13 protein-coding genes and 2 pseudogenes are annotated in these 12,844 nt (G+C 41.9%); 7 read left to right on the forward strand and 8 right to left on the reverse strand.

Annotation, left to right across the window (positions count from 1 at the left end; translation table 11 throughout):
* Positions 1 to 75 (reverse strand): annotated as a pseudogene (locus C1T29_RS15360) (VOC family protein); the annotation flags it as partial.
* A 284-nt stretch (positions 76 to 359) separates the two neighbouring features.
* Between C1T29_RS15360 and C1T29_RS15365 the strand changes: the two are divergent.
* The 5 genes from C1T29_RS15365 to C1T29_RS15385 are packed head-to-tail and all read left to right on the forward strand — an operon-like array spanning position 360 to position 2,677.
* Positions 360 to 605 (forward strand): hypothetical protein, encoded by a 246-nt coding sequence (locus C1T29_RS15365; RefSeq protein WP_014477469.1) that lies wholly within the window; start codon positions 360 to 362, stop codon positions 603 to 605.
* A 17-nt stretch (positions 606 to 622) separates the two neighbouring features.
* The gene (locus C1T29_RS15370; protein WP_009967868.1) at positions 623 to 991 is read left to right on the forward strand and encodes a spore coat protein; all 369 of its coding nucleotides are present in this window, start codon (positions 623 to 625) and stop codon (positions 989 to 991) included.
* An 18-nt stretch (positions 992 to 1,009) separates the two neighbouring features.
* Complete coding sequence (locus tag C1T29_RS15375) at positions 1,010 to 2,146, forward strand: zinc-dependent alcohol dehydrogenase (protein ID WP_069839577.1); 1,137 nt, start codon at positions 1,010 to 1,012, stop codon at positions 2,144 to 2,146.
* A gap of 18 nt (positions 2,147 to 2,164) precedes the next feature.
* On the forward strand, positions 2,165 to 2,362 hold the full coding sequence (locus C1T29_RS15380; protein ID WP_069839578.1) for a hypothetical protein: 198 nt from the start codon (positions 2,165 to 2,167) through the stop codon (positions 2,360 to 2,362).
* A 15-nt stretch (positions 2,363 to 2,377) separates the two neighbouring features.
* Positions 2,378 to 2,677: a spore coat protein gene (locus C1T29_RS15385; RefSeq protein WP_069839579.1), complete on the forward strand. Its 300-nt coding sequence runs from the start codon at positions 2,378 to 2,380 to the stop codon at positions 2,675 to 2,677.
* A gap of 228 nt (positions 2,678 to 2,905) precedes the next feature.
* Here C1T29_RS15385 and sacC read toward each other — a convergent pair whose 3' ends face one another.
* The 7 genes from sacC to levR all read right to left on the reverse strand — a co-directional run bounded on the left by sacC (position 2,906) and on the right by levR (position 10,697).
* Positions 2,906 to 4,909, reverse strand: a complete 2,004-nt coding sequence (gene sacC, locus C1T29_RS15390) for a levanase (RefSeq protein ID WP_231516581.1) — start codon at positions 4,907 to 4,909, stop codon at positions 2,906 to 2,908.
* The gene (locus C1T29_RS24855) at positions 4,848 to 4,994 is read right to left on the reverse strand and encodes a hypothetical protein (protein WP_231516504.1); all 147 of its coding nucleotides are present in this window, start codon (positions 4,992 to 4,994) and stop codon (positions 4,848 to 4,850) included. The genes sacC and C1T29_RS24855 overlap by 62 nt, the downstream gene beginning before the upstream one ends.
* 101 nt (positions 4,995 to 5,095) lie before the next feature.
* Positions 5,096 to 5,923 (reverse strand): PTS fructose transporter subunit IID, encoded by an 828-nt coding sequence (levG, locus tag C1T29_RS15395; RefSeq protein WP_040082343.1) that lies wholly within the window; start codon positions 5,921 to 5,923, stop codon positions 5,096 to 5,098.
* A 22-nt stretch (positions 5,924 to 5,945) separates the two neighbouring features.
* Positions 5,946 to 6,755, reverse strand: a complete 810-nt coding sequence (gene levF / locus C1T29_RS15400; RefSeq protein ID WP_069839581.1) for a PTS fructose transporter subunit IIC — start codon at positions 6,753 to 6,755, stop codon at positions 5,946 to 5,948.
* 16 nt (positions 6,756 to 6,771) lie between these two features.
* Positions 6,772 to 7,260: a PTS fructose transporter subunit IIB gene (gene levE / locus C1T29_RS15405; protein WP_103749962.1), complete on the reverse strand. Its 489-nt coding sequence runs from the start codon at positions 7,258 to 7,260 to the stop codon at positions 6,772 to 6,774.
* Positions 7,260 to 7,700, reverse strand: coding sequence for a PTS fructose transporter subunit IIA (gene levD, locus C1T29_RS15410; protein WP_103749961.1), 441 nt, complete (start codon positions 7,698 to 7,700; stop codon positions 7,260 to 7,262). The genes levE and levD overlap by 1 nt, the downstream gene beginning before the upstream one ends.
* Before the next feature lie 189 nt (positions 7,701 to 7,889).
* Positions 7,890 to 10,697: a transcriptional regulator LevR gene (levR, locus tag C1T29_RS15415; RefSeq protein ID WP_103749960.1), complete on the reverse strand. Its 2,808-nt coding sequence runs from the start codon at positions 10,695 to 10,697 to the stop codon at positions 7,890 to 7,892.
* Between the two features lie 627 nt (positions 10,698 to 11,324).
* Here levR and C1T29_RS24860 point away from each other — a divergent pair.
* Both C1T29_RS24860 and C1T29_RS15420 read left to right on the forward strand, forming a co-directional pair.
* Positions 11,325 to 11,390: pseudogene (locus C1T29_RS24860) on the forward strand (hypothetical protein); the annotation flags it as partial.
* Positions 11,391 to 11,428: 38 nt separating this feature from the next.
* Positions 11,429 to 12,817 carry an amino acid permease gene (locus C1T29_RS15420; RefSeq protein WP_015251593.1) on the forward strand — a complete coding sequence of 463 codons (1,389 nt, stop codon included), beginning with the start codon at positions 11,429 to 11,431 and terminating at the stop codon, positions 12,815 to 12,817.
* The last annotated feature ends 27 nt before the right edge of the window (positions 12,818 to 12,844 follow it).

Below are 12,844 nucleotides of genomic sequence, written 5' to 3' on the forward strand. Positions count from 1 at the left end.
TCCTAATGAATCTTTATAAAACTCGACGCTTTTCTTAAAATCGTTCACCAAAAGTCTAATTTGCGGCAGCTTCATATTATGTGCCTCCTATAAAAAATACTTTTTACTGGTCATACATTTTAATGATACAAAAAGAAACTTGACAGCATGATGTCAAGTTTCCATAAAAAACTTCACTCGTCTTTCAGGTTCAAAATATACTCACCATTTAAAGTGCAGTTTATTCCATGTCGAGAAATGTACGCTAACGAGCAAAAACAGCGTTCCTACATAAACAAAAAATAATACCGAGTGTTCTTTCTGTATGCTTCAACTTCATTTTGGGAAATGTAACGTTGATAAAAGGAGGTTGCATCAATATGGATCATCAAACATTAGCAGCTCACGAAGCTGTAGACTTACATGAAATCGTGAACTTTAAAACACTTTGTATAGCGAAATCAAAGTTAATGCAAGGACTTGTGTTTGACCAAGAACTGAAGGACTTGATGCAAAAAGATGTGCAGCAATCCATTCAAGACCTTACTGAATTACAAGCGGTTTATGAGCGTGCCTCATTTCAGGCCCCTGTCCCTCAAAGCCGCCCAACGCCAATCATCAATTGAAAGGGAGGTAAGCCTCTTTGAATAATGATCATTTAGACCCCATTAATTCGCTGAATGTGCCTGAACTAGCAGACACTACATTCGCGATGGATTTTCTTATACGAGCTAAGGAAGGCGTACGGAATACTGCTGTAGCTTTGACAGAAACCGCTTCACCAGATGTAAGAGCCCTGCTGCGAAAACAGCTGATGCAAGGAATTGCGATGCACCAAGAGATTACAGAACTGATGATCAGCAAAAAATGGTTCCATCCATATGAGCTGAGCGAACAGTATAAGCTGGATCAGCTCTCTGCAAAAAACACGATCATGGTCGGCAATATGAACCTCTTTCCTGATGAAACAAATCGAAAAGGGATGTTTGACCGGACACCTGATGAACACTAACACTGGAGGTTTTACAGCATGAAGGCAGTAACGTATCAAGGCATTAAAAATGTTGTTGTCAAAGATGTCCCCGATCCAAAGATTGAAAAATCCGATGACATGATTATCAAAGTCACTAGTACAGCCATTTGCGGATCAGATTTACATTTAATCCATGGATTCATTCCGAATATGCAAGAAGACTACGTCATCGGCCATGAACCGATGGGAATCGTCGAAGAAGTTGGTTCTGATGTGACTAAACTAAAAAAGGGAGATCGGGTAATTATTCCCTTTAATATAGCATGCGGGGAATGTTTTTTTTGTAAAAACCAGCTGGAAAGCCAATGTGATCAGTCTAATGACAATGGGGAAATGGGTGCTTATTTCGGCTATTCAGGGCAAACTGGCGGTTATCCAGGCGGCCAAGCTGAATATTTAAGAGTGCCCTTTGCGAATTTTACCCATTTTAAAATTCCTGAATCTTGTGAGGAGCCCGATGAGAAATTAAGCGTGATTGCCGATGCCATGACTACCGGCTTTTGGAGTGTTGACAATGCCGGCGTAAAAAAAGGCGATACTGTAATCGTTCTCGGCTGCGGACCAGTCGGCCTGTTTGCTCAAAAGTTTTGTTGGCTAAAAGGCGCAAAACGCGTCATAGCAGTTGACTATGTAAACTATCGCTTACAGCATGCGAAACGCACAAACAAAGTAGAAATCGTTAATTTTGAAGACCATGAGAATACAGGGAATTATTTAAAGGAAATTACGAAAGGCGGAGCGGATGTAGTCATTGACGCTGTTGGGATGGATGGGAAAATGAGCGACCTCGAGTTCCTAGCCAGCGGGTTAAAGCTTCATGGGGGAACGATGAGTGCATTGGTCATTGCTTCCCAGGCTGTTCGCAAAGGAGGAACCATACAAATTACAGGTGTGTATGGAGGCAGATATAACGGTTTTCCGTTAGGAGATATCATGCAGCGTAACATCAATATACGCTCTGGACAGGCTCCTGTAATCCACTATATGCCGTACATGTTTGAACTCGTATCAACGGGCAAAATTGATCCGGGAGATGTTGTCAGCCATGTTCTGCCGCTTAGTGAAGCCAAGCATGGCTATGACATTTTTGATGCAAAAATGGATGATTGTATCAAAGTTGTGTTAAAGCCTTAAAAAACGGAGGTGACAGAAATGGAATACGCCTTACATGAACTGCTTGAGGTCCAGGAAATGACTGCTTTCAAGACCCTCTGTTTGACGAAATCTAAAACAATGAAAGCATTGGTATCTGATCCGAAGCTTAAAGAAATCATGCAGCAAGACGTTGACATCACCACCCGGCAGCTGCAGGAATTTGCCGCTATTTTATCTAATGCAAAGCAAGAATGAGGAGATGAGTGAATAATGAATCCAATCATTGAATATCTAACAGGCATGAATGTTCTGACAGACCAAATCATTGCTATGGACTTATTAATTTCAGCAAAAAACGGAGTCAGAAATTATGCGATGGCAGCCACTGAAGCCGGAACGCCTGAAGTAAAAGAGGTCCTTATCCGCCATTTGGAAGAAGCACTCGATATGCATGAACAACTCTCAAGCTATATGATAGAAAAAGGCTGGTACCATCCTTGGAATACAGACGAGCAAGTCAAGCTGAATTTACAAAATATTGATACGGCGATCCAATTGCCAACCCTTTAATAGACAATGATTGATTTGCTGAGGAACAGTATTGATAGACCAAAACTGCTCCTCAGCTTTTTTTAGTCGCTATGAGCACTGTTTTTCATCTTTCGGTCCTCATGAGTGTAAACAGATTAACATTGATACGGATTTTCTAAGATGATTTGGAAGCATGTAACCGCGAATCATTAATTTGTTGAAATAACGAGAAGGCACAGATTATTCAGATCTATGCCTTCTTAAAAATTAAGACTCCTTGTTTACATTCTGAAAGACAGCAGTCGCGTCCCACACATTCAAACCAAATTGGCCTTCTGAAAATGTGGAATCATTGGTATCAATCACAAGACGATCATCTAAATAAATTGTAAAACGATTACCGTTGGCCTTTGTTTTCAGATGATACTTTTTATTAACATCGATCGGCGTTTTGTATTCAGCAATGACAGAAGCAACGCCGTTCTCAAATTTAAAGAATTTCACCAAGTCATGTTTCGCATCCACGTTGGCAAGATAACCGTTTTGGGCATCTTTGTCAGAGCGAAACATGAGTGCTCCTGCCCCTCTCCCTTTTCCATCTTTAATGGTGATATCAGATTCATAAGTGAAGTCTGACCCGGATGCTGAAGACAAGATAAAGGAATCGCCATCCGACCGCCCTTGTTTTCCCTCAATTGTGTCGGCCCACGTGCCATTTACCGTCGTCCAGCCGGTTACATTGGACATAAAAGGCGACGTTCCCCATACCTTTTTTAAAGGGTGTATCCTTAAAGATTTTACCTTTACACCACCATTTGCAGCATATAATTCAAGCCCTTTGCTTGATCGATCTGGGAGAATGACATCTGTTATAACCTGCTGTCCGTCATTCCCAAATACTTCAACCGAGGAGCGGTCAACAAAAATGCGCATCTTAACCTTTCCATTTACCGGCTTCAGCGGTGCTGTTTCTTTTCCGGTGTCAAAGGCCGGATTAAAGGTGACGTTGCCTGACTTGCTCCGGTCAACGAACAGTTTGGCGTTCCTTCGGTCATAGCCGACTTTCGTAAATTGCTTTTCTCCTGTTCGGACCTTAAAACCAAATTCAGCAGCTGAATCAGGGCTTACTTTAAATTCTGCATTTATTTCATAGGCATCTCCAGATAGCCCCGCTAACACATTATGACTTGCAGGTGATATGCTCAGATTCTTCCACTTCTTAGAGGTCCCGCGAATGGCTTCCAGCTCTTTTACTGGTGTTTGGATAACTCTAACCCCTTTGGTAAGCGCTTTCAATTTTAACTCTCTTGGAATAGACGTTGCACTTCTCCATGGAGATGTCGGAACATCATTCGCATATTGCCAATTGCTCATCCAACCTAACCAAAGCCGCCGGCCGTCTCTGGATGGAATATCGGACCAGGATACAGCTGCGTAAAAGTCTCTGCCGTAATCCGTCCAGAGAACTTTGTCTGACGGGTTTTCATTTTTAAAATGAGCTCCATCAAAGTCCCCTACGAAATATTGCATGCCTGATCCTCCCGAAACCGCTCCGTTTCCGACACTGACTTGCAAGACCCATTTTTTTTGATTCGGTTTGCCATCTACCGGTAGCTCAAATAAATCCGGACATTCCCATACTCCCCCATGACTTCCTTGTCCCTGTCCAAATTCACTTGCATACGCCCACTGTTTCAGATTTTTTGATGTATACATGAGAATTCGGTCACCAGCTGCCAGTACCATCACCCACTTTTTCTCTTTCTCATACCAAAAGACTTTTGGATCGCGAAAATCTTTTTTACCCGGGTTTGGAATGGCAGGGTTGCCTGCGTATTTCGTCCATGTTCTGCCTTTGTCATTGCTATAGGCAATACTTTGCACTTGATGGCCTTCCCGATCCTGTGTATAAATGGCCACAAGCGGCTTCTCTTTGCCTGTTTGAAAACCGCTTGTGTTATTTTTATCTACAACTGCGCTTCCAGAAAAAATCGTGCCTTTTTCATCCGGATACAGCGCAACAGGAAGGTGCTCCCATGTAACCAAATCTTTGCTGACGGCATGCCCCCAATGCATGGGCCCCCACTGAAGCCCGTATGGATGGTATTGATAGAACAAGTGATATTCCCCCGCATAATATACCATTCCGTTTGGGTCATTCATCCAGTTTGCCTCCGGTGTGAAGTGATATTGAGGACGGTAATCCTCATCATAGTAGCTTGAATCGGCTGCATCCGCCGAAAATGCCATAGTCAACAGCAGGGTGAACATGATTATGACTTGAATCAGTCTCTTTTTCATTTGTTCCTTCGCTCCTCTCTTCATGTTTGAACACTTTCAAGAGAGACTGCTGCATAAGCTGGTCCGTTTTTGGAAATTCTCTTCTGTTTCGCTGTTATCCGAATCATTTATATCTCAAAAGACTGCTGCAGTTTCTCTCTTTTTCCTTCACACAGCTTATGCTAAGAATCCAGCCCAATACCCGAGAATCCCGATGATAAAGATGCCGCAAATAATGAGAAGAGGGTTCACCCCTTTGCGCAGCATCCAAGCCACCAATAACGTTAATCCGAGCGGCAGCGCACCCGGCATAATGCTGTCTAACACATTTTGTACCGTTTGAACATCTACTTTTCCGCTTTCATCCTTAATTCTGGATACAACGATTGGAATGTTGATGGTGGTCCATTTAGACACGAGGGCCCCCATAACAAATAACCCGAGAATCGAAGCGCCCTCTGTAAGCTTTTGAATACGATTCCCCGCTAAATCCTGAAGAATCTCCATTCCTTTCACATAGCCATACTTTAATCCGTAATATTTTGTGCTTAACCTTATGGCATTCAGCAAGAAAAAGAATAGCAAAGGGCCGGCAATGTTTCCTCCTAAAGCAAGAGAGGCTCCTAAGGCAGCTAAGACCGGGCGAATCGTTCCCCAGAAAATGGGGTCGCCTACACCCGCTATTGGCCCCATTAAACCGATTTTCATTCCGCTTATCGCTTTTCCATCAATTCCTTTATTGTTCGCCATTTCTTCTTCCATGGCTGCCGTCACGCCAAATATAGGCGCTGTCAGCCACGGATGTGTATTAAACCATTCCAAATGGCGCTGCAAGGCTTCGTTTCTTTTCGCTCCGGGAGCGTACAATTTTTTGATCGCCGGTATCATGACGTAACAATATCCCATTGCCTGCACACGTTCGAAGTTAAAGGAACCGAGCAAAAAATTTGAACGAATAAACATGCTGAAAATTTCTTTTTTCGTTAATCGTTTTTCTTTCTCCATTTTTTTCTTCCCCCCTCATCGTTTAGGCATCAAGATCATCATCATCGTCATCATAAACAGCAACACTGCCACTGTCTGATGCGGCCGCGACTGCTCCGTGAGCGCTTTGTTTTTGCATCATCTGCTGGTATAAAAGCGCCAGACAGAGACCAAGGGCTCCGAATCCCACTAAGTTAAAATCGGTAAACGCCGCTAATAAGAAACCGATATAGAAAAATGGCTTTAAGTAAGGAATATTCATCATGTTGATCACCATGGCATACCCGACAACCACAATAATGCCTCCGCCTATTTGCAGTCCTTTTGTAATGACATCAGGAATATTTCCTAGGAATGCCTGAACAGCGCTGACACTAATTAAAGCAACAATCAATGTAGGAATCATGACGCGCAAAGCTTGAAACACCATCGCGGTAATATGCATAATTTCAATTCCTTTTATATTTCCTTCTTTTGCATATTTGTCAGCGCGGTGAATGAAAAAGACAGTGATCGTCCGAACAAAAATCGTCAGCGCCTGACCCGCAGCTGCCAAAGCAACAGCGACAGCAATCCCTTCGCCAATTCCCTGATCAGCGGTAATAACTAAAATGGTTGAGATGACAGAGGCGATCGCCGTATCAGGCGCCATGGCAAGCCCGACGTTCATCCAGCCGAGCGCCATCAGCTCCAGTGTGCCTCCAAGGATAATCCCCGTTTTTAAATCCCCGAGCACCAGGCCAACTAGCGTACAGGCCACAAGCGGCCGGTGTGTCTGCCCTTCATCCAATACACTTGCGATTCCGGTGATTGCTGCAATGACTAACAACAAAATAATTTGTAATGAAGACATATTCTCATCCCCTTGATTATTTTGTTACGTTCCGTAATATCTGTACAAAATCTTCACTGGCATCTGAAGGCAGCTGCCTTAATTCCAGTTTCACGCCCTTGTCACTTAATGTTTCAAATGCCTTTATATCTTGCTCTGTGACACTGACTGATTTTGTGATTTGCCTGCGTTGATTTTCAAAACGCATTCCCCCGACGTTTACGGTCTTGATCGGTACGCCTGCTTCTATGAGGGCTACGATATCGGACGGATTTTCAAACAAGAGCATGGCTGTTACTCCTTCATAGCGCGGACTATGAAAGGCTTTTGCCATTTTAGAAACAGAGACGGCACTCGCCTTAACATTTGAAGGCGCAACAGAAAGGATCAGCGTTTTTCTCATTTCGTCCTGAGCAATATCATCGGAGACAACGATGATTCGGTCGGCCGCATGTACTTTAATCCACCTAGTCAGGATTTGGCCGTGAATAAAGCGGTCATCAATTCTTGCTAACACAATGTTCATCATAATTCATCCTCTCTTGTATCTTGATTGGCTGTTTTTACTTTTTCTAAATGTTCACTGCACACTTGAAAGCTTTGCTGACTCATCGCTTTTAAGTTGTTCAGCAAAGCTTTGAGATCCAGATGTTCTCTCAAGCTTAATACCTCCAGCAGAATCGGCAGGTTTACGCCGGCTGCCATATCCATTCTTTGATCCTCAGCAATGATGGAAGCTGCCGCGTTATATGGCGTCCCTCCAAAAATATCGACTAAAAAAAGCACTTCATGTTCTTCCGGAATTTCCTTGAGCGCCTGATGATATTTTTCCTGCAGCGTTTGAATCCCTTCCCCTTTAAAAAACGGCACTGCAATCAGGTTGTTTTCTTCACCGAATATCATCCCTGAAGACTCTTTTAATGCTATGGGAAAATCTCCATGACCACTGATAATAACTGAAATCATATCTATTGCTCCTTTCCTGTTTTGTACATCCATATATAATGCAAGGATCGTGCCAACACATTTGTGTTAAGCGTTTTCATTGATATTTCAGCCAATTGCAGTTTGTTGTTGAAACACTTAAAACGAAAAAAATAAACCTGTATTAAAATGGTGTTCCATTTAATACAGGTTCATATGAAAAAACTGGTTTTAAAACAGATGGCCATGCACTTCTTCAGCAAATATGGCGGCTATAAATAATTTTTCATCATCACTTATGCGAAGTCCGAGCTTTTCTTCATAAGGGGCTAGTGTCCGCTCTGTGACGTTCACCATTTCCTTCAGCTGATCATTAATTTCTTCTTCCTCCGAGAAAGCGATCGGATTCTGCTTAATTACCCTTTCAAAGGCGAAAGCTGTATGCATAATGACTTTGATCAAAACGGCATTATTGAAAATGACACCCAGCTCATCTTGAACGGTTTGCAGCCACTCTACTAACATTTCGGTTACATGATGGGGATTTAAGAAGACAAGATACTTTTTCAAGCTATCCTCGCAAAGCTCCCTGACAATAATATTTGCTTCATTTAATCCATTGCTCAAGGGAATGCTTCCATTTGTAATCGCCTGTTGAATCAGCTTCTCTCCCTCCCCTTCAATTAACACTTCTAAGGATATATGCGGAGCATTCATTTTAGGGTCCTTCGTTCCGACTGTGGCAAGGATTTCATACTCTTTTTCGATTTCTTTTATGCTGTTGGCCAGTTTAATCGATGATACGGTCAATATGTGAATCGGGGTATCGGAGGCCTTGTTTACGATCGTGGTTAAAATGTCTTCCAGCTTTTTGGCCGTTCCGCTGCCTGTCGTGCAGATGGATACCAAAGCCTTCTTTTTGTCGGCTGCCGCTGGCTGTCGCTCCCATAACTCGATAAAATCCTTCGTAACCGATTGATAGATCGCATGCAAATTCAAATTCAAATAGTTGACCTTTCTGACAGCATCCAGCACCATTGAGGTCGTAACATTGCTGATCGTTTTGATTGAAATGCCAGTCTTTTCCTCCAGCCTGCTTTCCAGCATTGCAAGCGACCCCATATCTACCAGCATTAAAACACCTTCACCTTCATCAACCTGTTTCATTTTTTCCGCTACGCATTCAATAATGTCCGAAGGTGAAACAGAAAGCGGCATGTCAACTGCTGCAATCGGCGTGCTCCCTAGCAGTTCTGTCGCAACTTCAACCATTGAACTCGCCGTGCTGTTTCCATGAGCAGCAACGATAATACCGACTCTTTTGTTCTCCTTTAACGATTTGATGGAATGGATTAACATCGTTAAGTAGATGACTTCTATTTCAGGAATAGCCACTTTAAAATATTCCTGAATTTTATCTTTAAAAATCATCGCCACCCGATATTCTTTCACGTGCGTATCACGAATTTCATCCGTCTCCTGTGTATTTAAGACATCAATTTGCTTTCCGCGCTTTAAAAATGCGTCAATATGCATACTCAAGAAATAAATAAATTTACGGTCAAATGTGCAATCCAGCTCATGTTCAGCTATTTCTTTTAACTGTTTTGTCATTTGAATCACGTCATCTTCAACGAATGTCAGCAGGCTGTCCTTTTGAAAGGCTTGATGATGAAAAAAACTTCTGACATGCAAATGGACATCAGTCAAGATGTATTGGTTAATATCCTTTTTGGATAAACCTTCTTTCATAAGCGTTTTTACTTTTTCCTCGATCAAATGATATAAGTTAAAGGAGAGGTCTTCGTCAATTTTTGTTGTTTCATCTTCTACAATTGGAGAGATAATCGTTGTAATATTGACATATTCTGAAATGGCTTTGCTTCTTTGCATGTTTTTGCTGCTGGACATCCATTCTTGCTTGATTTCATCAGGCAGATCCCGAACCGTCAGTTCAATAACCTCATTTCTGTCAAGGTTATGCAAAAAACCGTGTGCGCAAACTAACTGGACATTTGATTTCAGCTGTCCGACATTCCCAAATTTCGCGGAATGAATAAGCGCATTATAGACATCGATGTGCACACTGAGATTCTTCTTAATCCGCTCTGCTTCTTTCCCTAATAAAAACGTTGTCAGCTCCACTCTTTCTTTAAGCGATCGCTCTTCAAGCGAAGGAATATGAATGGTCATTGGGATTCTTCGCAAAAATGTTTTCAATAGGGCAGAACTCGGATTTTCTGTAGTCGCACAAATAAACAATACGTTCGATGTTCGTTTATGTTCAGATTCTCCAAGCCTGTTATAAGAACCGCTGTCAATAAAATAAAACAGCATTTCCTGTCCCTCAGGAGGGAGACGGTGGATTTCATCCATAAACAGAATGCCCCCATTGGCCTGTTCGACTAAACCTGCCTTATCCTCGGCGGCACCTGTAAATGAACCTTTTTTGTGTCCGAATAATTGAGAAAGCAATAATTGAGGGTTGTTGTAGTAATCTGCACAGTTAAATGTAATAAATGGTGCGCCGGCCTTCAAAATGTCAGAGTAAATGGCAAACTGGTAAATTCGGTTCGCAAAAAGGGATTTACCGGAACCAGTCGGCCCTAGGAGGAGCATATGCAGACCGTTAGGCGGATAAAAGACAGCTGCTTTTGCCTGGGAGATCGCTTTTTTCAAACTCCCTTTTGCCCCAATCATAAGCTCTAGAGGATTCGTGGAAATGTGTTGATGATTCTGTTTTAAATCCCCAGAAAACACCTTAAGGTCTTTCACTTCCATCATCCCTGTATCCCATTTCTTGCTGAATACCTTTTCTGCTATCTCGACTGGGATGTAGCGCACAGGAAACGTTTTAATTTTGATGACCTTTTTGGTCCGGACAAGATTGTTCAGCTCAAAGCTGACATTGGACCGCTCCATTTTCAACTGCTCAGCAATTTCCTTTGCTGAATTCCCTTGTATTTTTAAAAGATGATCTAAGGTTGAATCATGAAAATTATGCATGAGCTGATGGTATATTTTATCTATTCTTTTCACGTCTATCATCCTTTGTCCTTATTAGATAAGCCTTTAACAAGAATATTCCGAATTTTATTGTCCGCCTTGAGATGATCTGCATCGTTCAAAAAGGTCTCTATAGCAGATTGACAAAGCTGACTTTTATGCGTATATATTTATATTTCGAACCATTTGCATCTCATCTTAGTATGATAGATTCGCAGTTCTTGAGGGCAAGTCCCCTTCAAAAGTAATAATCAGTAAACAGTTTATCATTCTTGAGGAATGTAATGATGTCAAAATCATCAATGATAAAAAATGAACCTTATAGCTCAGGACAAATTTCCTAAATACCTCCAGGAGATTTATTCACAATTAAAAAGGGCGGTCACTCTATGTGTTCGCCGCAGTAGCACGATATGCAAAAATTCTTCATTTTTACAATACATCTGGAAAGTTAATGATTCGGTAAACTTATCAGCAATGATGATGTCTTACAGCCATTCACCTAGGATAGAAAAATCTCCGATATCCCCTGCAGGCCACCATTATAGCGGGCATACAATGGTCCAAATCGATGCCTATTAAAAAATAGCCTATCAGATCGTCCAAATGACGTTCCTGTTTATTTTGTTATTCAATAGAACTGCAAGTTTTATTCATAAACTCAAAATAGTTTTAAAATTTAAAAATAAAAGCATCTCCTCTTTTAAATGTTATAATATCCGTTAAAACTTTACTCATCTTTTTATTATTGGAGGAAAATAAAATTGATAGGCAATTCTAGCAAAGACAATTTTGGCCAGCAACAGAAATTGTCTAGAGGCCTTAAAAACAGGCATATACAATTAATGGCGATTGGAGGTGCAATCGGTACAGGTTTATTTTTAGGGTCAGGTAAATCCATCCACTTTGCAGGGCCATCCATTTTATTTGCTTACTTGATCACCGGCGTATTTTGCTTTTTCATTATGCGTTCGCTCGGAGAACTGCTCTTATCAAATGCGGGATACCACTCTTTTGTGGATTTTGTAAGGGACTATTTAGGAAACATGGCAGCATTTATTACTGGGTGGACCTACTGGTTCTGCTGGATTTCCCTCGCGATGGCTGATTTAACGGCGGTCGGCATTTATACGCAATATTGGCTGCCCGATGTGCCTCAATGGCTGCCCGGCCTTCTTGCGCTTATTATCCTGCTGATCATGAACCTTGCCACCGTTAAACTTTTCGGAGAATTAGAATTTTGGTTTGCATTGATCAAAGTCATTGCCATACTGGCTCTGATCGTAACTGGTATTTTCCTGATTGCGAAAGGTTTTTCGGCAGCTTCCGGCCCTGCCAGCCTCACCAACCTTTGGAGCCACGGCGGCATGTTCCCAAATGGATGGCATGGGTTTATCCTATCTTTCCAAATGGTCGTCTTCGCTTTCGTGGGTATTGAACTGGTCGGCCTGACAGCAGGTGAAACAGAAAATCCCCAAAAAGTGATCCCTAAAGCCATCAATCAAATCCCTGTCCGGATTTTACTTTTTTATGTTGGCGCACTTTTCGTGATTATGTGTATCTATCCTTGGAATGTGTTGAATCCAAACGAAAGCCCATTTGTTCAGGTCTTCTCTGCAGTAGGCATCGTTGTGGCTGCCAGTTTGATCAATTTTGTTGTATTAACATCAGCCGCGTCAGCTGCAAATAGCGCTTTATTCAGCACCAGCCGAATGGTCTATTCACTTGCAAAGGATCATCACGCACCTGGACTATTAAAGAAATTAACTTCTTCTAACGTGCCAAGCAATGCGCTGTTCTTTTCATCCGTCGCCATTCTGATTGGCGTTAGTCTGAATTATTTAATGCCTGAGCAAGTCTTCACGCTGATTACAAGTGTTTCTACAATATGCTTCATTTTTATTTGGGGCATCACGGTGATTTGCCATTTGAAATATCGAAAAACAAGGCAGCATGAAGCGAAAGCAAACAAATTTAAAATGCCTTTTTACCCATTATCCAACTATTTAACACTTGCATTTCTCGCGTTCATTCTTGTCATATTGGCACTGGCGAATGATACACGTATTGCTTTGTTTGTCACCCCGGTCTGGTTTGTTTTATTGATTATTTTGTATAAGGTGCAAACCCGCAGAGGACATAAGGTGAAATAAAAAAAGACAAGGGATACTCACTCCCTT

It is taken from the genome of Bacillus sp. MBGLi79 (genome assembly GCF_002953915.1).

Coding starts and splice junctions, on each gene's coding strand:
- levF (WP_069839581.1), bottom strand. CDS start 6,755: ATGTCTTCATTACAAATTATTTTGTTGTTAGTCATTGCAGCAATCACC.
- C1T29_RS15385 (WP_069839579.1), top strand. CDS start 2,378: ATGAATCCAATCATTGAATATCTAACAGGCATGAATGTTCTGACAGAC.
- C1T29_RS15365 (WP_014477469.1), top strand. CDS start 360: ATGGATCATCAAACATTAGCAGCTCACGAAGCTGTAGACTTACATGAA.
- sacC (WP_231516581.1), bottom strand. CDS start 4,909: ATGTTCACCCTGCTGTTGACTATGGCATTTTCGGCGGATGCAGCCGAT.
- levE (WP_103749962.1), bottom strand. CDS start 7,260: ATGAACATTGTGTTAGCAAGAATTGATGACCGCTTTATTCACGGCCAA.
- levG (WP_040082343.1), bottom strand. CDS start 5,923: ATGGAGAAAGAAAAACGATTAACGAAAAAAGAAATTTTCAGCATGTTT.
- C1T29_RS15380 (WP_069839578.1), top strand. CDS start 2,165: ATGGAATACGCCTTACATGAACTGCTTGAGGTCCAGGAAATGACTGCT.
- C1T29_RS15375 (WP_069839577.1), top strand. CDS start 1,010: ATGAAGGCAGTAACGTATCAAGGCATTAAAAATGTTGTTGTCAAAGAT.
- C1T29_RS24855 (WP_231516504.1), bottom strand. CDS start 4,994: ATGCAGCAGTCTCTCTTGAAAGTGTTCAAACATGAAGAGAGGAGCGAA.
- levD (WP_103749961.1), bottom strand. CDS start 7,700: ATGATTTCAGTTATTATCAGTGGTCATGGAGATTTTCCCATAGCATTA.